Origin of the sequence: Pseudomonas sp. RIT-PI-q, assembly GCF_001297125.1 — a bacterium.
GTDB lineage: Bacteria > Pseudomonadota > Gammaproteobacteria > Pseudomonadales > Pseudomonadaceae > Aquipseudomonas.
This window is the reverse complement of the sequence record NZ_LHPC01000050.1, coordinates 80701-98447: the sequence shown is the minus strand read 5'-3', so window position 1 is coordinate 98447 and position 17747 is coordinate 80701. Positions and strand designations below refer to the sequence as shown.

Here is a 17747-nt window from a genome sequence, read left to right as displayed (position 1 = left end):
ATCGGATTGGAATTGCTGAGCTACATCTCCGTCTGCAAAAACAACGGTCTAATCATTTTCGATGCATTGCCAGCAGGTGAACTGCAGACGGGAAGGCGTCTGTATTCAAACGTCACCGACCACACTAGTGCCATCGGTCGGAATGGCTATTGCACACGGTACAGAGTGTCAAGTGCCGCGTCTTTACACGCCTACTTTATGTCAGTGTTGATGGAATGCAGGTCTGGTGTGCTGAAACCGATATTGCATTTTGAGAGTCATGGGCACCCTGAGAAAGGACTGTACATCGCAGACTCAGATGAATATGTAGCTTGGGCACAGCTGCAGGAGTGGATAACCCAGATCAACCAAGCTACACGCAACCATACTGGCGTCGTGGTTGCCGCCTGTCACGGGTTCGGCTTGTCAAACGGGCTTCAGGTGAGTTCTCCAAGTCCCTTTAACTTCCTGGTAGCACCCAACGTCGAAATGTCAGCGGGAATCTTTGAAGACACAATGTCCAAGTTTTACAAGGTCGTCGCGGCCACTGGCGATCTCGCAACTGGATTGTCATCACTACCGGAGGATATGCGGTTGATCGTCGCAGGAGAGTGGTTCTACAGCCATCTCAGCAGATATCTGATTCATCATCACACTCAGAAAGATCGGCAAGAAATGCTGGAGCAAAGTGTCAGTAATCAGATGGAGAAGGAGCCGGATTTAAATCGAGCGCAGCGTCGACTTCGGGTCAAGCAAGTCCGTAAGCACACAAAAAAAAGACTCAATGACCCTAACGCAATTGCACGAAATTTCGCCAAGATTTTCTTTCATGGTGATCCTCCGATTGAATCGCAAAATTTCCAAGACTATGTAAAGGCTAACAAAGAGTTGCGCCGCTAATTACGTAGATCTGTAAGGCTCCAAAACTCGTCGGCTATGTGAGGTTTGCTGCACTGAAATAGAAAAGGCCGCTCATGCGGCCTCGGTGCTAGCGTTTAAACGCAGAGCGGATACGCCAGTAAAGCCGCGTCGCAGTATTGACCTCACTGCTGATCCGTCCTCTATTGCCGAGCAACTGGCCGCTCGCCATTCGAACGAAACAACCCGATCTGCCATGCGGATGCGCTTCGAGTGCCAATTCTACAGTCATACCGATACTCGGCCTAAACGAGACGGTATCGCGAGCATCAAGTCGGTATGGAAGCTCAGGTCCGTCCTTGTTGCTGTGAAATGACTTGAAGCTTCCATCACTCTCAACCATTCCAAGTTCGACCAACGTCACTGCGTGCGGGCTGTTATTGGTGACCTGGATCGTTCCATCTGCCTCCTGGAACACGGTTAGTGAAGTCCGTGTGCGCCACAAAGCCAGTGCAGAGACGCATAGCGAAATAGCGGAAATGACAATAGACGCTGATCCCATGGGGTTGCCTTCTCGTGCTGTGGTTGCAGGATAATCATGCCTAAGTGTACGGAAAAGGCCGCTTACGCGGCCTCGTTTGATTTATATTCCTGCCAACTTTCCGGGCTGCTCTGCCATGCAGATATAGCTGATTCCCTCCAACCGACTCGCCCCGCAGAAATTACAACTGACCTGGGGAATCGCCCGCGTTTGATTTCCCGCCAGAGCGTGGTTCTTGAAAAGGAGGTGACGTCCAACACTTCTCTTTCCCTCATGAATCGATCCAGTATTTTCGTCATTGGGTGTTTTTTGCGAGTTGATCGCACCTTTTCATCTGTGTTTCTTCCCTTGGTGAATGTCAGGCAGCTTGGAAAACCCAGCACCGCACGGTTTTCGGTTTGTTGGCGGCATCGGTATCCCATGCCGAGCAGACGTTTCTGTTGGTCTCAACGAACTTGGGGCACTTACTGGTTTTCAGGTGGCGCTTGAGCTCGGTTAGGTCCGGGACTTTCTGGCGTTTCTCTGCGGCTTCTTTGGCGAAGTCGTTAAGATTCACCGCGATCAGGCCGTCATTGCGGGAGTGGTTGAGCCCACCTGCAGTGCTGTTCAAGTATTCGTACAGCTCCCAGAACTCGACGACGATCGGGTGATCAGCGTTGATTGCCAGCTGGCGTTCCTTGGCCATGCTCCGGATCTCGGCGTGGGCCGCGTCCACCTGGTGCTTTTTCAGTGGGACAACGTGAACCAGGGCGTCGACTAGGGCGTGCAGCTGGGCGTGATTCTTCGCGATCCGGACGGTGCGGATCTCGGGCAGGGCCAGCAGCTGCTGTTCGTATTCGGGCCCCTTTTTGCGGACGGTCTCCATCACCTTACTTTCCATCATGGTGGCCTTGACCAGGAAGCCGCTGACGCGGTCGACCGGCATACGCTCGAGCTTTTCCACCAGCAATTTGGTTTGTGGGGTCTGCCCGTCCTTCGTCATGGCGATGTGCACCAGGCGTTGAAGAATGGGTTCGGAAGCGTTCACCGCGTGGTTCTGGCCGATTACCACAGCGCCACGGAAAGGAGGCTCGCGGGTGTCGTTGCCGTTGTTCTTCACACCGGTGGAGCGGACGCTGCGACCGTTGTAGGCGGTTTTCAGTTCGTCCCAGTCGTATTGTTTGGTTTGGCTGCCATCGGTCTTTTCCCGCTCCGATTCGATCAGCACCACCGGCAGATTGCCGACCTGGGCGAAGTTACGTGCTCGAGCAACTGGGGTGCCCTTGGTTGGGTCGAAACCCTCGTAGTCGATACGACCGCAGAGCTTCCATAGGAACTCGATCAGCGTGGACTTACCGGCGCCTGGCTCACCGATGATTTCCATGAAGGGGTAGCTTTTTTGGTGCTGCCGGATCTGCTCGGCGAACAGGGAGCCGAACCAGAATGCGAGCGCGACCAGGCCCTTGGCACCGAAGCATTGCCAGATGATGTCCATCCACTCGGTGTCGAACTTCTCCAAGTCCGTGTTCAGGTTGAGGATCACCGACTGGCTGAGAGTCTTGATGCTCAACCGGTCCATGTCGAAGAAGTCCTCTTCGTTCAACTTGAACACTTTCCCATCGCGCACCGCCACGTCGCCGTAGACATACGCGCTGTGCTCACGGGTGTAGCCGGTGAAGTCGATGGTCTGAACGGTTTTGAGGGCGTCGGTTTGCTCCTCAATGAAGGCGTCCAGCTGCTGGGTGGTGCCGGTGAACATCCCGCCCGGCGCAATGCCGAGCAGGCGCTTCTTGAACTCTGCAGACGAGGCGATCTGCGAGCTGGTGAAGGTGTTCTTGATCGGTGCCGCATCGTGAGCAAATGTGATCCGGAAGTAGTACCAGGACTCGTCGGTGAGCTTGTTTTCCTGGTAGTACAGGGCCTTCGGGTTACAGGTTGCGATGCGCTGCAGCGCGCCGCACTGCTGCATGGCCTTGGAGCGCATCTGTTTGTTGTTCAACTGCTGGTCTTCGTGGTGGTCGCTGTCCTCGAGCTCTTGGATCGCCTTGTTGTACTTCTCCAGGTCGAGCTTGAACCAGTACAGGCGGTTACCGTATTCCAGGTGGAATTCGCTGCGGCGCTTCCAATCGAACATCACCAGGGCCTTCTCGGTGGCGTTCTCAGCGATCAGCAGGGCACCGTGATGCCGAGCGGTGGTGATGTCTTTGTCGACCTGAGTATCACGCTTCTCGCCTTCGTCCAGGAATTGCCAACGCTGGTGCAGGTCGTTCCAGTCGACCTTTCTGTTATCCCGTTGGGGGATCTGGGCTGCTTCGCAGGTGAAGCCCAGCTCACGGGCCATACGGACCCAACGCTTGGTGTAGGCGTGTGCACCTGGTTCGTTATCCAGCGCCCAAACCAGCTTTGGCAGGTTGCCCGGACGAGCCGCCACCAAGGCTTGCAGAGAGTCGGCCGGGAACGCGTTGGAGGACATTGCCGACACGGCGGCAACGTTGTGATGTACCAGGGCAAGCGCGTCGAATATGCCCTCGACGATCCAGATCTCTTTCGCCTCGAGCACGTCGACGCAAGGCGGGCACCACCACACTCCTTTGTAGGACTCTCCCGGCTGGAAGCGTGCTTTCATCTTGCCGAAGCGCGACGGCTTGTCGATCAGGCGTTCCCAATAGCCTCCTTTCTCCAGGGCGAAACGGACCGTCGCACTGCCGGCGTCGTGCTGGGTGGAGTAGTACGTTTCCTGCGTGAACCAACCACCGATCAATGAAATATTGAAGCCGCGGGCAAACTCAAGGTATGCACGTGCTGTCGCTGTGGGGGCGTTCTCAGTAGCTGGAACGCGCTTGCTCCAGTCTTCAAAGAGGTCGTCGTAGATCTCTTTCACATGCACTGTGTGGCCGCACTTTTCCTGCCGACCACAAATCAGCTGCCACGGACTGTCGAAACGGGTGTACAGCTCTTTTTTGTTGCACTTGGGACAAGTTCCCCCACGCATGTAGTTGGTGGGCGCACGGTGTTTGAGGCCGAATTCGGACTCGATGCGCTGCAGAACGTCGTGACGCAGATCGTCTCTCATGATTACTTCACTGCCTTTAGGCTAAGGCCGAGGCTCTGGATTAAGGCGCCGATCAGGTGCTTTTGAGCAGCCATCACCGGGCTGTTGGCGAGAATTGATCCGTGGCGCAAGCCATCAGGAATCAGGCGGTACTGATCTGCATACCAGAGGTCATTGAGGCTGAGACGGTATTGCTCGCGCAGGTTGGCCAAGAGCGCTTGGGCCTGACCTGGTGTCAGTTTTGCGTTGATGTTCATGGCGTTTTCCATCGTCAAACCTCTATTCCGGGCGCAGCTCACCCAAACCCACAGCGGCGGGACGGGCGATTCAGTGGGTGAGTATTACGGTGCGGCTATGCGGAAACGACCGTTGTCCGGTGCGTTGAGAATGCGTTCGTAGATCAGGCTGACAGGAACAGCCCAAGCGTTACCGGTGGCGGGATCGATGATGACTGTGTGCGTCGATGTGCTGCTCTTCATGTCCAATCGCTGCCGATCGCGGATCGCTGACATATCGCTGCACGCCAGGTGCACAAGCTTTTCGGCTGTGGTCGTCAAGACGTCGTAGTCGGTCACCAAGTGCTGCACTGCACGGTCGAACAGCTGTTGATCGTCGCCTAGGTGCTCGCATTGGTGGCGCTCCAGAAATGCGAGCGCAGCGGCTTTGAGCACGTCCTGGTATTCAAGTACCGCAGGCAGATGATTCATTGAGTAACCCCTGATTTGTTGCGGTACAGGTCGATGGCTGCCAGCACTTCGGCGTGACGTGCTGCCATGTGCAGGTTGTGGGCATTGAGGATGTGTTCCGCTTCGACTTCGGAAATGCATCCGTCCGCCAACGCCTTTGCAATTTCTTGGTCAACACATCCCCGCTTGGCCGCAACGTTCACCGAAAGGGTGTACATCTCGACATTGTCCAAGTTCTCCGGATCTGCCACCGGAACGAACAAACCGCCGTACATTGCTGCTACGTAATTGGGTAAATGCTGCGTGCCTGCTTCCTGCTCCAGCTGGTAGAGCTGGGTGTCTGATAGCGGACGGCTGTTGTTGTTTTCATAAGCGTGGTTGTCGAATTTTTTCTGCGCCAAACCTATGCGCGCTGCAGCACATTCCCGTCCACCTGGATAACTACAGATGATGGCGCTGACTACTTCTCGGCGAGTCTTTAGAACTAAACTTTTCATGTTCTGGTTTTCCCTGTGGCTCAGCACCATTACTGTTCAATCACGCCGTCTTTGATTCCAAGTAGTACGGCGGCGCGATGTGCCTCCCCACGGCGACAACGGCTTTGGCCACTCAGCACCGCGTACACGGTGCTGGGATTCAGATTATGCTGTTCAGCGAAGTCCTTTGCGGATTGACCGCGTTTAACCAAGTTTTCACGCGCTTGTTGTCGGGCTTGCTCGGTGATGCTTGTGTTAGGCATAGTGCAGTTCCGTGCATTTTCATGTGGTGTGAGATGCAGAATGATGCACTTAGATGCATTTGTAAATATAAGAGATGAATAATTTTGCACCTTTCCGAAGAGATAGGCTCCCGACTGCAGGAAGAACGTAAGCGTTGCGCTTTAACGCAGAACGAGATCGCAGACGCGCTTGGAATAGCCAAACGGACCCAAGCCAATTACGAAGCTGGAACGAGTGATGCGACAGCGTCTTACTTGAGCAAAGTCGCGAGCCAGTTCGGTTTTGATGTCCCCTATATCCTCAATGGCATGCGCACTACGTTGGCGGTGGACGCTCTCAGCAACGTCGAAGACCTGCTAGTAAAGCAATACAGAAGCATCACACCATTCGACCAGGAGGCGATTCGTCGTTTCCTGCAAGCCATGGCCGACGACGCCGCCCGTCATCGGAATTAACTTGTAACAAATCATGTGCGGCATTCGTCGCCCCCTTGTACTAAAGCCCGATCCGGCCCCGTCAACGTCGATTCAGCAATGCACTTTATGGAGCAGTAAGCATGTTGGATCGCAAGAAAGACGAGCTTGGTAATGTCGGAACCACCGAGTCCGAATGGATTAACCTGACCAAGATTGAACGTCGTCTCATTCGGGCGTACCGCCTGTTGAATGAGCAGGAGCAACTTCAACTTCGGCGGATGTCCCAGGTACTCGCGACCAATCCCAAAGGGCCGGTCAGCAGCTGATATTCCCGATCGTCAGTCGCCCATTCCATGTAACCGATCGCCGACAACCTTGAGTCGGCGGTTTGCGCCTTACGCCACCGCTTGTGAACCAAGCTGCTCAAATAGCTCACGCTGTTTTGCCCTGGGCATATCCCTCAAACGGTCGAACAACATCCTTTCGAATGACTGAGCTGACGGGCTCAGCGTGTGTGAAAACGTTAGGTTCGCGACCCATGTGTGCCCGCACTTTGCGTTCAGGCACTGGCAGTACAGCTTCGCGAAATCCACGGAAAGCTCCTCTCTCGAAGCGATACGCCCCTTGTGTCCGCATTTGCATACAACTCGCATTGTGTCCCTCCCCAGGGCAACCAATCGCCACTATCTTGCCACAATATGTAGTGGCAATCTCTGTACTATGCACTTGATGTGGTTGAATCAACTGCCTCTTCTGGCTTTATCCAGGTGAATCGCCTGTCTTCGCGAAGCGTGTCATTTAACTGGTTGAACAGCTGGCAGATCGGACGAATCTCGTTGCTGGTGTACACCCGATCAATCTTTTCGATATCGCCAAATCCCACGTTATTTTCCGGGATGATGCCGGCCAGTGCAGGGTTCATGCGCCAAGCCGCAATGACGTCGTTTCGGGTGATGTTCTTCACTTTTTCCAGCTCGTCCTTGGCCTGGAAATCCCCGACTGGAATGATCTGAATTGCCTTCTCAGTGCCACCGGGGATGTTCACGAATAACGATCGGAAGTTGCCCACGCCTTTGCTTGCGCTGATCTGTTCGCGCAACGATTCTTCGTCGTCCTCAGTCAGGTTTGGGTCGTTGGTGTAGAAGATATAGCCCGCATGGGCGCCGTTGCTGTAGTAGCGCCGGCGGAAGAGGGTAGCGGCCTCATTGAGCAGCAGCGCCTGCATGCCGCCCAGGTACTCAGGCACGCCGTAGATGTTTTGTTCCACGTCATAGTTCATGACGTGCTCAACCTCGTCCTCTTTGAACTCCAACTCTTTGCCGTCCTTCTGCAGCATCACAAACCCGCCACCCACTTTGACTCGCATGTTGATCGCCGGCAGGTGGTCCATCTCCAGCACCTGGCCGAACGCGTTTCGGTTACGGCGAAAATACGCCTCGCCGAACACCATAAAATCCAGCGCTGCACAGCTCATGGTCTTGATTGAGCAGCCTTTGGACGATACGAACTCACGCAGCAACAGGTTGCGCTTGAACCCCGGAATGGCTCCGTGGTGCGCGTTGGCGCGCAGCAATTTGGCCAGGCCTTGGCGTGACACCGGTGGCGTGTAGGTTCGTCCGTCGTGGGTGGCGAACACGCCCAGGTAGTGCCCGATGTTTTCGGTCAGAACCTGTTCCGGTGCACCGAATGAAAACGCTCGCATCGGACCGGTTGCCGGTGGTTGCGGCTGATTTTTTGCTGGTTTGCCCATGGGTGCTTGATCCGCTAAATGTGTAGCGGCTGCGCCGCTGTTTGTTGGTGTTGAGAGGTTCATGGGCCAAGGCGTGCATGATCGCCCAGGCAATATCGGCATGACCGGAGGCGTCAGTGCGTGATGCGCTGTAGGTGACTTGACCGCCGCCAGTGGTGCCGCGCTTGATCGTCAGGAAGGCCTGAGCGATATCGTTCCAGCCGGCATCCCACTCGATGCGGCTGCCTTGGATCGTGTCCTGTGCCTTGAGCACCAGGGTATTTTTGGTTTCGAGGCTGTAGTGGATCGAGGTCGCACGCGGGTAGAAGTCGCGCACCAGGTCGAACACGCCGTAACCGATGCCGGTGGTATCGATGCCAATGTGCTGCACGTTGAAGCGCTCGGTGAGTTTCTTGACCTGGTCGGCCTGGTACTTGAACGATTGCCCGCGCCAGCTGTGCTTCTCCAAGATTCGGAACTTGCCGCCGTCCTCGAGCGGCGGTGCGATAACCACGCAGCTGGCATCGTCGCGGGTACGGCTGGGGTCGTAGCCGATCCAGACGGGGCTGTTGCCAAATGGGCGTGGATCGTCGGGGTCGTAGTCAGTCCACAACGACAGGTCGGAGTAACAGCGCTCCAGGTCGACCAGGGAAAAGGCGCTCTGCGTGCTGTCGATGAATTTGCACATGAACAGCTGTTGAAATTTGTCCTCGTCGTACTCCAGCTGCAGCTGCTCGAGGTCGAACAGATCGCAGCCGCCGGCAATGGCATCGAGGATGGTGATGACCTTGCGCCATTGCCCGTCCGGACACAGCGAGCCAGCCGCGGCTTGGGCTTCGCTGGGCCACGGATCCTTGGCGTTCTTGCGTTTGCTGTTGCGGAATTTCTCACCGGTCCAGAACGGGTACGCCTGGTGCGATACCGCGCTGGGCGTTGAGAAATAAGTCTTCCGCCACTTCTTGTGTGTGGCCATCGCACTGGCGACGGTGTTCAGCTTTTCGAAGTCGCGGATCCAGAAATATTCGTCAACGTAGACGTGGCCATGGTGACCCTGTGCGGTGCTGCTGTTGGTGCTGAGGAAACGCAACTCGGCCCATGGCTTGCCGTTTTTGCTCAGCACGATCGGGTTGCCGGTCAGCTCCAGGCCGAACCATTCCTGTGCGAACGACACGATGTAGCTGCGGAAAATCTCGGACTGGGCACGGCTGGCCGACAGAAAGATCTGGTTGTCACCGGTTAGCACGGCGTCCATAAATGCTTCGCCGGCGAAGTAGTACGTCAGCCCCACTTGGCGGCTTTTGAGGATGTTCCGGATCCGGCTCGTCAGCGGGTTCTGTTTGGCGGCAAACAACTCCTTCTGATAGCCGTACATTTTGCTGATGAACTTGTCGAGGAAGTCCACCTCGGTCAACTCGCCGACTTCGTTTTTAGCCTTCTTCTCGCGCTTCTTCCCGCCCTTGTCGTTGCGATCGCCTCGCTCCCGGCGCTCGTTCCGTTGTCCTTCTTTACGCTGTCCATCGTCCGCCGGTAGATCACCGATCGGCGCCGGTGCCGGTTTCGCGGATTGCTTCAACAGTCGATCGCGGACAGTAGTCAGACGATCGAGCTCGTCCAGGTCGCCCTTGGTCAATGATGTGGATTTGTCCAGGAGGAGGGTGATTCGGCGGCCTACAGCCGTCAGCGGTTCCTCGTCCGACAGCATGTCGTCCCACTCACCCTGGCGGATCCAGTAGTAAATGATTCGGATGTTGGGCAGGGACAGTTGCGCCTGAATTTCACGCGGCTTGCAGCGGCGCAAATAGAGGCGTTTAGCGGCTTCTTTAAGTTCGGGGGCGTATGGCATGGCCACAGTCTATGCGGCGAAAACGCTATAAACGTGAGCTGAAAATCCGGGCTTGACCTATATCCGCGAAATAGGACCAAGGCAAAAGTGAACCGTTTGTTTGGTGGTCTGCCGGTGCATATCGTGGCGGCTCAAATCACCGATTGAGCGCAGTTATCGCCCATGCCCCGTTCCCTTGTTTCGTTCTGGAAACGTGTCGCCACCAGCGGCACCACCGCTGATGGTCGCGAGATCCTTCCCCAGGAACTGCGTGATATCGCTGAGACCTACAGCCCAACCAAATACACGGCGGTGATCTGGTGTGAACACGAACGCTGGCCCGGTTCCTACGGGGCCGTCTTCGCGGTACGCCTGGTGGAAGAAGCGGACGACCTGGAGCCAGGCCAAGTCGGTTTGGAAGCCCAGCTCAAGCCTAATGACAAGTTGCTCTGCCTCAATGACCAGGGCGAGAAGCTGTTCACCAGCATCGAAATCACCCCGAACTTCGCAAACAGCGGCAAAGCCTACCTATCTGGCCTTGCCGTGACCGATTCGCCGGCCAGCCTGGGCACCCAGGAACTCTACTTTTCCCGCAAAACCGGCGAACCCGTGCATTACGCCGCGTCTGTCCCTCTTGGCGAGCTGGGTGATGAGGAGCCCAAGGGAGAAATTGGCAAGTTGACCAACCTGCTGACCCGCCTGTTCAAGCGCTTCGCTGTTGATGACACCACCACCGAAACGACCCAGACCACCCCCACCGAGAGCAAACCCCCAATGGATGAAGCTACAGCCAAGGCGTTGAAGGCCTTGATCGAACAACTCGGCCTCGTCGTCACCGGCCTCGCCGCTGTGATCGAACCGGCGACGGTTGAAGTCACCGACCCGGCGACCACTGAAGTCGATGACGTGAAAGAAGCCGTCGACGCCATCGTGACTGAGGCCGAAGCGGATCGTGAGTTCGCCAAGAAGGGTGGCGACAGCAAGCGTCTCGATCGTATCGAAGCGCTGCTGGAAAAAGCCTTCAACACCACCACCGGTCAGCCTTTGCCGAAAACCACCGGTTCCACCGAAATCAAAAAGCGGGTGCTGTGACATGAGCCAGCAATCTTTGAGCAATCGTGCTCTGAAGCAATACGCCTCGCTACGTGAAGCGATCGCCGAGACCTACGGTGTCGACGTGACTCGCCAGTTCAACGTCGAACCGAGCATTGCCCAGGAACTGAACGACAAGATCACCGAGCGTGCGGATTTCCTCGAACGCATCAACGTTGTGCCGGTGACTGAGATCAAGGGCGAGAAGGTCATGTTCGGTGTGAATGGTCCAGTGACCAGCCGCACCAACACCAAGACCACCGACCGCGAAGCGAAAGACGTTTCCGACCTGAACGGCCTGGGCTACGAGCTGTTTCACACTGAGTCGGACGTCGGTCTGCCGTTCGCCAAGATCGACAGCTGGGCGAAGTTCCCGGACTTTGCCGATCGCTACTCGGCGGCAGTGCAGAAGCAAATCGCCCTGGATCGCATCATGATCGGCTGGCACGGCTTGACCGCTGCCATCCAGACCAACCTAGCCACCAGCCCAATGCTGCAGGACGTGAACAAGGGCTGGTTGCAAATCGCTCGCGAGCAGATCCCTGAGCAGGTGCTTGAGGAAGGCGCGACCGCAGGGAAAATCACCCTCGGCGCGGGCGGCGACTACGAAAACCTCGATGCCCTGGTGCACGACGTCAAGCAGATGATCGACTCCGTGTTCCGTGACGGCGGCGACCTGATTGCCATCGTCGGCAGTGATCTGTTGGCGAGCGACAAGGCCAAGCTGTATTCGAACCAGGCCGGCAAACCGACCGAGAAAGAACGCATTGAAAGTGCTCAGGTCATCGCGACTTACGGCGGTCTGCCGACCTTTACCGTACCGCACTTTCCGGTCAACGCCGTTGTTGTCACCAGCTGGGACAACCTATCGATTTACTTCCAGGACAGCAGCTGGCGCCGTCACTTGATCGAGAACCCGAAACGTTCCCGTGTCGAGGATTACAACGGTCGCAACGAAGGCTACGTGATCGAGCAGCTGGAGAAATTCGCGGCCGCTGAAAAAGTGGAGCTGATCTGATGAGCCTGGCACTGGCGCACAAACGCCGCATTCAGGCCGACGGTCCATCAGTTGCCCGCACCGGTGCCGAAGCGATGGCCTATTCATCCGCCACCGCGCTGTCCAGTCCAGCCAACGGCAAGAAACACCTGAAGCTGATGGAAGACGCATTGGCGCAGGACCTGGAGCGCATCAGCGCGATCAACAGCCGCGAACTGCGTCAGCAACTCAAGCGTGACGAGCTGCTGCCCAAGTACCTGGACTATGTGCAGCGCTACCGCGATTCCGGATTGAGTTTCCCGAACTCGGTAGTGATGCAGGTTCTGGTCTGGCTGTTCGACACTGCGCAGTTCGAAGCCGGTCTGGATCTGGCGAGCTTCGCGATGGGGCAAGACCAGCAGCTGCCTGAGCGCTTCAAACGTGACGTGCCGACCTTCGTCGCGGATGAGGTGATCGACTGGGCTGAGACTGAGTACAAGGCCAAGCGCAGCCCCGAACCTTACCTCTCCGACCTGCTGCCATTGGTGGATGGCGAATGGAAGCTCTTTGAGCGCATTCCGGCCCGCTATCACAAGCAACTGGGGATCCTGGCTCTGGACCAGCGCGACTTTGCAAAAGCCATCACCCACTTCGAGCGTGCAGAAGCGCTGTACGAAGGCATTGGTGTCGGCACGCGCTTAGAAGGAGCTCGCAAGGCTCTGACGAAAGAACTGGCTGAGAAAGCCGCCGAATAACCGACTACCCCCCCGGCGAGAAACTGTGGATGTGAGCCAACCATTTATGGCCCTGACCCACTGAAACAGTTTTCCCGCCCCTATTCGAGTGCCCAGCAATGAGCTTTTCCGGGAAACCCACCACCTTTGTGGATCAGGCGGTCGAGAACGACGGCTTCTGGCCGAACCTCTCCCTGGCCGAGTTCCAGAAGGGTTACCGCCTGCCGGCGGAGTACCTGGTAGACATGCTGGTCACTGATCTGACCACCGCGATGATCGATGTCAACGGCGACCTCGCCAAGCGAAAGGCTGCTTGGCAAAACGCGGGCGTCACCACCGTGGAATCTGCTGACCCTCTGGTGCTGCCCGAGCGCACATTTCACGCAGCGACGTACAAGCGCGCTGTTTATTGCCGTGCCAAGGCCAGCTTGCTAACTCAATTCGCCACCGTGGCCCGCCGCGAAAGCGCCGAGAACACCGGCAAGGAACTGCCCGAGCGTGGCGAAACCTTTCTGGAGTTCAGCCAGCAGGCCGTTCGTTCGCTGCAGGGCCGTGGCCGCATTACGGCGGCACTCCTGTGATCAAACTTCGCGCCCTCACCACGTACCTGATCGAGAGGCAGTTGGTGCTGCCGGAACAGCTCGACAGCTGGACCGACCAGGTGAACCTGGAACTGATCTGGAAACCCGACCTCGGCGGCTTGCACATGGGTGACATGCGTTACAGCGCCACGATTGCTCTGGAGCGTTTCGCCGATCACCCCGGGCGCCTGATGGCGTTGGTGGGCAGCTGGCTTGAGGGTAACGACCAGGGGCGCGACGAACTGCCGGCGCCGAAGTTCGATATCACCATGCTCGACAACGATCTGGCTGACGTGGACATCACCCTGGAATTCAACGAGCCGCAATACCTGGCCGAGGATCCCGCCGGCGAGATCGAGGCCTTTGGCAAGACGTGGGCGTTTGTCCCGTTCGACCTGTGGATTGCCGAACACGGCGAGGTAGGCACCGGTGGCGCGTAGCACCTTCGAGCTCGATGCCCGGGGCTACCTGGGTGTGCGTGAGCAGTTGGCGTTGCTCAGCCTGCCGCCGCAACTGCGCCGGCGTTTGCTGAACAACGTCACCAAGCGCGTGCGGACGATGAGCCGCAAGCGGGCAAGGGATCAGCAGAACCTGGACGGCTCGCCTTTCGCGGCGCGCAAGGGGTCGGCCAAAGGCAAGAAGAAGATGGAAGCCGGCCTGGCCAAGCTGATGATCGTGACCCGTGTGAGCGCTGACGAAGCCGAACTGGGCTGGCGTAACGCGTTGACCAGTTGGGTGGCCGCACAGCAACACAATGGCGTCAGCGAGCGCCGCACTGCCGCCCAGATGCGCAAGTGGAACACCGTTCCCGTGGGGCTGGCTGCCACGGAAAAGCAGGCCAAGCGTCTGCGTCGGCTGGGCTTCAAGGTCCGCCAGGAAGGCAAGAAGAGTCTCACGCGCCCGTCAGTGGCGTGGATTCAGGAACATGTGAATTACGCCAAGGCCGGCCTGCTGATCCGCATCCTGGACGACGAAAAAGCCGAGAGCAGCGGCGCCAAAAGCTGGGAAATCACCCTGCCCAAGCGCCAGTTCATCGGCGTCAGCACCGAGCGCGATACCGGGTTACTGCTGAGCCAGGTGCTCCAACAAATCCTTAATTCTCCCCGCTAGCGAGGCACTGCATGGCACTTGGCAAAGTCAGCGTAAACAATCTCAATTTGGGCCAGGGCGCCGTCACTGAGATCGAACGCTATTTTCTTTTCATCGGCCCGGGCGCAAAGAGCCTCGGCCAACTGATCCCTTTGAACACCGACAGCGACCTGGACAGCGCTCTGGGTGTGCCAGCCAGTGACCTGAAAACCCAGATCACTGCCGCCCAATTGAACGGCGGCGATCGCTGGGCCTGCCTGGCCGCGCCGATCGCAGCAGACGGGGAATGGTCCGAAGCGCTGGAAAACGCCCAGGAGCAGGGGTTTTCGGTCGAGGCGGTGGTGATCACCAAGCCGGTCACAGCTGCTGCACAACTGTCGGCCATGCATGACGCGGCGATCTCGCTGAACAACGTCTACGGCCGTCGGGCTTTTGTGATGGCGGCGAGTGCCGGTATCGACGCGCTGCAGACCTGGGATCAATACCTGCTCGAGCAGCGGGCGATCACTGCAGATTTGGCCGCGCCGCGTGTCCTGGTCGTCCCTCAGTTGCACGGCAATGACCTGGGCGTGCTGGCCGGTCGTCTGGCGAACGCAGCCGTGAGCATTGCCGACAGCCCCATGCGCGTGGCGTCCGGTGCTGTGCTGGGCTTGGGCGCGGTGCCCGTCGATGTCGAAGACAAACCGCTGCCGTCGGCGACCCGTTCCGAGCTGGATAAGGCGCGTTTTTCCGTGTCGCAGACCTACCCGGATTACCCAGGCGTGTTCTGGGGCGACGGCAACATGCTCGACGCGCCGGCGAGTGACTTTCAGGTGGTCGAGTACCTGCGCTTGGCTGACAAAGCCGCTCGCCAGGTGCGCCCGCTGCTGATTCGCCGCGTCGGCGATCGGCGACTCAACAACACCCCCAACAGCATGACTGCCGCGATCAGTGCATTCATGAAACCACTGCGCCGAATGGCCAAGTCCACCACGTTCGCTGGCCAGGTGTTCCCTGGTGAGATCGAGGCACCGAAGGACGGCGACATCGTCCTGGTGTGGCCCAGCAAAACCAAGGTTGAGCTCTACATCAAGATCCGGCCATTCAACTGCCCCAAAGACCTGACGGCCAACATCGCCCTCGACCTTTCCAACGACGATTCGGAGTAACCCCTATGTCCCGTATTGGCGGCAAGAACTTCGACGTGAACCTGGGCGATCTGCTGGTTCACGTTGAAAGCTGCACCCTCGATATCACCGACAACACCGCCGTGGCGCAGAGCAAGGGCGTGCCTGATGGCCACGTCGACGGCGATGTCTCGGCCAGTGGCGAGTTTGAGTTCGACACCAGCAACTTCAACTTGTTGATCGAGGCCGCGCGCACCGCCGGGAGTTTTCGCGGGCTCGAACCGTTCGACTCCGTGTTCTTCGCCAAGGCCGGCGAAGAGGAGCTGCGTGTCGAGGCCTTCGGCTGCAAATTGAAGGTCTCCAGCCTGCTCGGCATCGATCCGAAGGGTGGTGAAAAGTCCAAACACAAGGTGCCGTTTGACGTCACCAGTCCGGACTTTATCCGCATCAACGGCGTGCCGTACTTGGCTGCTGCAGAGATTGAGGGCTTGCGCTGATGTCTTGCCCGTTCGATCGCGCCCAGGCCACGGAGCAACGCCAACGTGACCAGGCGATTGCCGCCCAGTTGGCCCAGCCGCGCCCGATCGGGCCAAGCCGTAGCGAATGCCTGGACTGTGACAACGAGATCCCCAAAGCGCGCCAGGCACTGGGTGGGATCTTGCGTTGCACCCCATGCCAAACACTTTTTGAGAAAGAGGCTCGCCGATGAGCACGAATCAGGCCGCTCAAGACACCGCCATTGCCTTTGTAAAGGCGTCACCGGCAATCGGTGTGGCTGCTACCGGTGCGACAGGTGCTATCGATTGGTCGGCAGTAGCCTACATGCTGACCGCGCTCTACATGGTGCTGCAGATTCTGCTGTTGGCCCCCAAGTACCGTCAGATGCTGCGCGACTGGAAGCGCAAGGTATGAACCTGCGCAACAAGATCGCCACCGGCGCCATTGTGATGGCCAGCGCTTCCTTGCTCGGTTTTCTGGGCAAGTGGGAAGGCGAGGGCCAGAACGTCGTGTACCCCGACAAGCTGGCCCGGGGACTGCCGACCGTTTGTAAAGGCATCACCCGCCACACCAGCCCTTATCCGGTCGTGATCGGTGACTACTGGTCCGACGCTCGCTGCGACCAGGTGGAGCAGCTGGTGATCGAGAAAGGGCAGCTGCAGCTGGCCGACTGCATCACCAATCAACAAGTGGGGCAGAACACCTTCGACGCGCTGAGTAGCCATGCGCACAACTTTGGCGTGCCGAGTACCTGCGCCAGTCGAGCGGTTGGCCTGGTCAACGCCGGACGTATCGCCGACGGCTGCAAAGCGATCGCCTGGGCATCGGATGGCAAAACACCGGTGTGGGCATTCGTTACCGACGCCCAGGGCCGCAAACAGTTCGTTCGCGGACTGCATGCGCGGCGTTTGGCAGAAGCGGAGCTGTGCGCCCGATGACCATTCCGCCACTGCGCCTTGCCGTGTTTCTCCTGCTGTCTGCACTGCTGGTGTGGGCTGCATTTGACCAGGTGAGTGATCAGCTCAGCGCCGCACGCCGAGACCGCGACAGCGCACAGCTTGAAGTGACAGGCCTGCGCGAAGCTGCGCGAATCAGCGGTGAGATGTTGGCTGCTCGCGATGAGATCGATCTTCAACGTACCCAGGAGCTGAGCAATGCGCTCAATCAAAACGATGACTTGCGCCTCGCTGTTGACGCTGGCAGTCAGCGGTTGCGCCTCGCCGCCACCTGCAGCACCCCAAAGCCCGCCCAAACCGGCGCCGGCAGCGTGGCTGATGCAGGCACCGCCGAACTCACAGCAAACGCTCGATCGGATTATTTCACCCTCAGAGATCAACTCGCCCTCAGCCGGCAAATGATCCTGGGTCTGCAGGACCACGTGCGCCGGATCTGCCTGCGCTGACCGTCACCCCTAAATTTGAATGGAACAACACGATGACTGATAAACGCGAAATCACCCTGGAAGTCGGCGACAAGGAATTCACCTTCTCCATGACCCCGCAGGACGTGACCAAATACTTCAACGCCATGACCGCCAATAACAAGGTCGCGCCGTCGCACAACCTGCTCAGCAACACCGTGGCGGCTGAACAGCGCGCTGATCTGAAAGCGTTGCTGACCAACCCGGTGATGACGATGCAGATCGCCGGTGCGCTGCTCGAGGAGTACGCGCCGGACGTTGAAATCATCGTAAAAAAGCCCTCGACCACGCTGAGCGCCTGAGCGAGGACGGACTTGGCCAACTGATGGCCTTGTCCAGTCGCTGGCTACCTGGTCAAGAGCCCACACCCGAGGTGATGGGCACGGCCAAGTGGCTGGAAGACGAACACTGGAAACGCATGGAAATCGCCGTCGCGAACGGCATCGCCCATGCACTGAACGGATAAATAC

Annotated in this window: 26 protein-coding genes; 17 read left to right on the top strand and 9 right to left on the bottom strand. The window is 57.9% G+C overall.

Going from position 1 to position 17747, the window contains the following annotated elements; translation table 11 throughout:
• Positions 1-6: 6 nt before the first annotated feature.
• Positions 7-879, top strand: coding sequence for a hypothetical protein (locus AEQ67_RS26600; RefSeq protein WP_059406744.1), 873 nt, complete (start codon positions 7-9; stop codon positions 877-879).
• A gap of 582 nt (positions 880-1461) precedes the next feature.
• On the opposite strand, the gene AEQ67_RS34320 is transcribed toward AEQ67_RS26600, so the two are convergent.
• The 6 genes from AEQ67_RS34320 to AEQ67_RS26575 form a co-directional block, all read right to left on the bottom strand.
• The gene (locus tag AEQ67_RS34320; RefSeq protein ID WP_236710408.1) at positions 1462-1653 is read right to left on the bottom strand and encodes a helix-turn-helix transcriptional regulator; all 192 of its coding nucleotides are present in this window, start codon (positions 1651-1653) and stop codon (positions 1462-1464) included.
• An 83-nt stretch (positions 1654-1736) separates the two neighbouring features.
• Positions 1737-4430: a toprim domain-containing protein gene (locus AEQ67_RS26595; RefSeq protein ID WP_059406743.1), complete on the bottom strand. Its 2694-nt coding sequence runs from the start codon at positions 4428-4430 to the stop codon at positions 1737-1739.
• Between the two features lie 2 nt (positions 4431-4432).
• A complete protein-coding gene (locus tag AEQ67_RS26590) occupies positions 4433-4678 on the bottom strand; it encodes a hypothetical protein (RefSeq protein ID WP_059406742.1) in 246 nt (81 codons plus the stop codon).
• A gap of 72 nt (positions 4679-4750) precedes the next feature.
• Positions 4751-5116 (bottom strand): hypothetical protein, encoded by a 366-nt coding sequence (locus tag AEQ67_RS26585; protein WP_059406741.1) that lies wholly within the window; start codon positions 5114-5116, stop codon positions 4751-4753.
• Positions 5113-5592 carry a YmfL family putative regulatory protein gene (locus AEQ67_RS26580; protein ID WP_236710407.1) on the bottom strand — a complete coding sequence of 160 codons (480 nt, stop codon included), beginning with the start codon at positions 5590-5592 and terminating at the stop codon, positions 5113-5115. The genes AEQ67_RS26585 and AEQ67_RS26580 overlap by 4 nt, the downstream gene beginning before the upstream one ends.
• 29 nt (positions 5593-5621) lie before the next feature.
• A complete protein-coding gene (locus AEQ67_RS26575; RefSeq protein WP_059406739.1) occupies positions 5622-5834 on the bottom strand; it encodes a DNA-binding protein in 213 nt (70 codons plus the stop codon).
• Positions 5835-5918: 84 nt separating this feature from the next.
• On the opposite strand from AEQ67_RS26575, the gene AEQ67_RS36535 reads away from it, so the two are divergent.
• Both AEQ67_RS36535 and AEQ67_RS26565 read left to right on the top strand, forming a co-directional pair.
• Positions 5919-6269, top strand: coding sequence for a helix-turn-helix domain-containing protein (locus tag AEQ67_RS36535; protein WP_059406738.1), 351 nt, complete (start codon positions 5919-5921; stop codon positions 6267-6269).
• Positions 6270-6370: 101 nt separating this feature from the next.
• The gene (locus tag AEQ67_RS26565) at positions 6371-6556 is read left to right on the top strand and encodes a hypothetical protein (RefSeq protein WP_059406737.1); all 186 of its coding nucleotides are present in this window, start codon (positions 6371-6373) and stop codon (positions 6554-6556) included.
• Between the two features lie 69 nt (positions 6557-6625).
• On the opposite strand, the gene AEQ67_RS26560 is transcribed toward AEQ67_RS26565, so the two are convergent.
• From AEQ67_RS26560 to AEQ67_RS26550, 3 genes are all read right to left on the bottom strand, one after another.
• The gene (locus AEQ67_RS26560) at positions 6626-6883 is read right to left on the bottom strand and encodes an ogr/Delta-like zinc finger family protein (protein ID WP_059406736.1); all 258 of its coding nucleotides are present in this window, start codon (positions 6881-6883) and stop codon (positions 6626-6628) included.
• Positions 6884-6948: 65 nt separating this feature from the next.
• Positions 6949-7812, bottom strand: coding sequence for a phage portal protein (locus AEQ67_RS26555; RefSeq protein ID WP_059406765.1), 864 nt, complete (start codon positions 7810-7812; stop codon positions 6949-6951).
• Entirely contained in the window at positions 7739-9802 is a 2064-nt protein-coding gene (locus tag AEQ67_RS26550; protein ID WP_059406735.1) for a terminase large subunit domain-containing protein, read from the bottom strand. The genes AEQ67_RS26555 and AEQ67_RS26550 overlap by 74 nt, the downstream gene beginning before the upstream one ends.
• A 162-nt stretch (positions 9803-9964) precedes the next feature.
• Here AEQ67_RS26550 and AEQ67_RS26545 point away from each other — a divergent pair, with 162 nt between their 5' ends.
• The 14 genes from AEQ67_RS26545 to AEQ67_RS36035 all read left to right on the top strand — a co-directional run bounded on the left by AEQ67_RS26545 (position 9965) and on the right by AEQ67_RS36035 (position 17743).
• Positions 9965-10873: a GPO family capsid scaffolding protein gene (locus AEQ67_RS26545; protein WP_059406734.1), complete on the top strand. Its 909-nt coding sequence runs from the start codon at positions 9965-9967 to the stop codon at positions 10871-10873.
• Position 10874: 1 nt separating this feature from the next.
• A complete protein-coding gene (locus AEQ67_RS26540; protein WP_059406733.1) occupies positions 10875-11891 on the top strand; it encodes a phage major capsid protein, P2 family in 1017 nt (338 codons plus the stop codon).
• On the top strand, positions 11891-12604 hold the full coding sequence (gene gpM, locus AEQ67_RS26535) for a phage terminase small subunit (RefSeq protein WP_059406732.1): 714 nt from the start codon (positions 11891-11893) through the stop codon (positions 12602-12604). The genes AEQ67_RS26540 and gpM overlap by 1 nt, the downstream gene beginning before the upstream one ends.
• A 98-nt stretch (positions 12605-12702) precedes the next feature.
• Positions 12703-13164: a head completion/stabilization protein gene (locus AEQ67_RS26530; RefSeq protein ID WP_059406731.1), complete on the top strand. Its 462-nt coding sequence runs from the start codon at positions 12703-12705 to the stop codon at positions 13162-13164.
• Positions 13161-13604, top strand: a complete 444-nt coding sequence (locus AEQ67_RS26525; protein ID WP_059406730.1) for a phage tail protein — start codon at positions 13161-13163, stop codon at positions 13602-13604. The genes AEQ67_RS26530 and AEQ67_RS26525 overlap by 4 nt, the downstream gene beginning before the upstream one ends.
• Positions 13594-14274 carry a virion morphogenesis protein gene (locus AEQ67_RS26520; RefSeq protein ID WP_059406729.1) on the top strand — a complete coding sequence of 227 codons (681 nt, stop codon included), beginning with the start codon at positions 13594-13596 and terminating at the stop codon, positions 14272-14274. The genes AEQ67_RS26525 and AEQ67_RS26520 overlap by 11 nt, the downstream gene beginning before the upstream one ends.
• A gap of 11 nt (positions 14275-14285) precedes the next feature.
• Positions 14286-15401: a DUF2586 domain-containing protein gene (locus AEQ67_RS26515; protein WP_059406728.1), complete on the top strand. Its 1116-nt coding sequence runs from the start codon at positions 14286-14288 to the stop codon at positions 15399-15401.
• Between the two features lie 5 nt (positions 15402-15406).
• Positions 15407-15856 carry a DUF2597 family protein gene (locus tag AEQ67_RS26510; RefSeq protein WP_059406727.1) on the top strand — a complete coding sequence of 150 codons (450 nt, stop codon included), beginning with the start codon at positions 15407-15409 and terminating at the stop codon, positions 15854-15856.
• Positions 15856-16068 (top strand): TraR/DksA C4-type zinc finger protein, encoded by a 213-nt coding sequence (locus tag AEQ67_RS26505; protein WP_059406726.1) that lies wholly within the window; start codon positions 15856-15858, stop codon positions 16066-16068. The genes AEQ67_RS26510 and AEQ67_RS26505 overlap by 1 nt, the downstream gene beginning before the upstream one ends.
• Complete coding sequence (locus AEQ67_RS26500) at positions 16065-16271, top strand: hypothetical protein (RefSeq protein WP_059406725.1); 207 nt, start codon at positions 16065-16067, stop codon at positions 16269-16271. The genes AEQ67_RS26505 and AEQ67_RS26500 overlap by 4 nt, the downstream gene beginning before the upstream one ends.
• Entirely contained in the window at positions 16268-16795 is a 528-nt protein-coding gene (locus AEQ67_RS26495; RefSeq protein ID WP_059406724.1) for a lysozyme, read from the top strand. Before AEQ67_RS26500 ends, AEQ67_RS26495 begins: the two co-directional genes overlap by 4 nt.
• Entirely contained in the window at positions 16792-17259 is a 468-nt protein-coding gene (locus AEQ67_RS26490) for a lysis system i-spanin subunit Rz (protein WP_059406723.1), read from the top strand. The genes AEQ67_RS26495 and AEQ67_RS26490 overlap by 4 nt, the downstream gene beginning before the upstream one ends.
• Positions 17260-17291: 32 nt before the next feature.
• Positions 17292-17579: a putative phage tail assembly chaperone gene (locus tag AEQ67_RS26485; RefSeq protein ID WP_059406722.1), complete on the top strand. Its 288-nt coding sequence runs from the start codon at positions 17292-17294 to the stop codon at positions 17577-17579.
• Between the two features lie 23 nt (positions 17580-17602).
• Positions 17603-17743 carry a DUF6890 family protein gene (locus tag AEQ67_RS36035; protein WP_033043937.1) on the top strand — a complete coding sequence of 47 codons (141 nt, stop codon included), beginning with the start codon at positions 17603-17605 and terminating at the stop codon, positions 17741-17743.
• The last annotated feature ends 4 nt before the right edge of the window (positions 17744-17747 follow it).

What these genes read in the sequence shown, in the direction of transcription:
- AEQ67_RS26490 (WP_059406723.1), top strand. Translation starts at nt 16,792, where the DNA reads ATGACCATTCCGCCACTGCGCCTTGCCGTGTTTCTCCTGCTGTCTGCA.
- AEQ67_RS26565 (WP_059406737.1), top strand. Translation starts at nt 6,371, where the DNA reads ATGTTGGATCGCAAGAAAGACGAGCTTGGTAATGTCGGAACCACCGAG.
- AEQ67_RS34320 (WP_236710408.1), bottom strand. Translation starts at nt 1,653, where the DNA reads ATGAGGGAAAGAGAAGTGTTGGACGTCACCTCCTTTTCAAGAACCACG.
- AEQ67_RS26500 (WP_059406725.1), top strand. Translation starts at nt 16,065, where the DNA reads ATGAGCACGAATCAGGCCGCTCAAGACACCGCCATTGCCTTTGTAAAG.
- gpM (WP_059406732.1), top strand. Translation starts at nt 11,891, where the DNA reads ATGAGCCTGGCACTGGCGCACAAACGCCGCATTCAGGCCGACGGTCCA.
- AEQ67_RS26540 (WP_059406733.1), top strand. Translation starts at nt 10,875, where the DNA reads ATGAGCCAGCAATCTTTGAGCAATCGTGCTCTGAAGCAATACGCCTCG.
- AEQ67_RS26595 (WP_059406743.1), bottom strand. Translation starts at nt 4,430, where the DNA reads ATGAGAGACGATCTGCGTCACGACGTTCTGCAGCGCATCGAGTCCGAA.
- AEQ67_RS36035 (WP_033043937.1), top strand. Translation starts at nt 17,603, where the DNA reads ATGGCCTTGTCCAGTCGCTGGCTACCTGGTCAAGAGCCCACACCCGAG.
- AEQ67_RS26545 (WP_059406734.1), top strand. Translation starts at nt 9,965, where the DNA reads ATGCCCCGTTCCCTTGTTTCGTTCTGGAAACGTGTCGCCACCAGCGGC.
- AEQ67_RS26485 (WP_059406722.1), top strand. Translation starts at nt 17,292, where the DNA reads ATGACTGATAAACGCGAAATCACCCTGGAAGTCGGCGACAAGGAATTC.
- AEQ67_RS26560 (WP_059406736.1), bottom strand. Translation starts at nt 6,883, where the DNA reads ATGCGAGTTGTATGCAAATGCGGACACAAGGGGCGTATCGCTTCGAGA.
- AEQ67_RS26585 (WP_059406741.1), bottom strand. Translation starts at nt 5,116, where the DNA reads ATGAATCATCTGCCTGCGGTACTTGAATACCAGGACGTGCTCAAAGCC.
- AEQ67_RS26495 (WP_059406724.1), top strand. Translation starts at nt 16,268, where the DNA reads ATGAACCTGCGCAACAAGATCGCCACCGGCGCCATTGTGATGGCCAGC.
- AEQ67_RS26575 (WP_059406739.1), bottom strand. Translation starts at nt 5,834, where the DNA reads ATGCCTAACACAAGCATCACCGAGCAAGCCCGACAACAAGCGCGTGAA.
- AEQ67_RS26510 (WP_059406727.1), top strand. Translation starts at nt 15,407, where the DNA reads ATGTCCCGTATTGGCGGCAAGAACTTCGACGTGAACCTGGGCGATCTG.
- AEQ67_RS26580 (WP_236710407.1), bottom strand. Translation starts at nt 5,592, where the DNA reads ATGAAAAGTTTAGTTCTAAAGACTCGCCGAGAAGTAGTCAGCGCCATC.
- AEQ67_RS26505 (WP_059406726.1), top strand. Translation starts at nt 15,856, where the DNA reads ATGTCTTGCCCGTTCGATCGCGCCCAGGCCACGGAGCAACGCCAACGT.
- AEQ67_RS26550 (WP_059406735.1), bottom strand. Translation starts at nt 9,802, where the DNA reads ATGCCATACGCCCCCGAACTTAAAGAAGCCGCTAAACGCCTCTATTTG.
- AEQ67_RS26530 (WP_059406731.1), top strand. Translation starts at nt 12,703, where the DNA reads ATGAGCTTTTCCGGGAAACCCACCACCTTTGTGGATCAGGCGGTCGAG.
- AEQ67_RS26590 (WP_059406742.1), bottom strand. Translation starts at nt 4,678, where the DNA reads ATGGAAAACGCCATGAACATCAACGCAAAACTGACACCAGGTCAGGCC.
- AEQ67_RS26515 (WP_059406728.1), top strand. Translation starts at nt 14,286, where the DNA reads ATGGCACTTGGCAAAGTCAGCGTAAACAATCTCAATTTGGGCCAGGGC.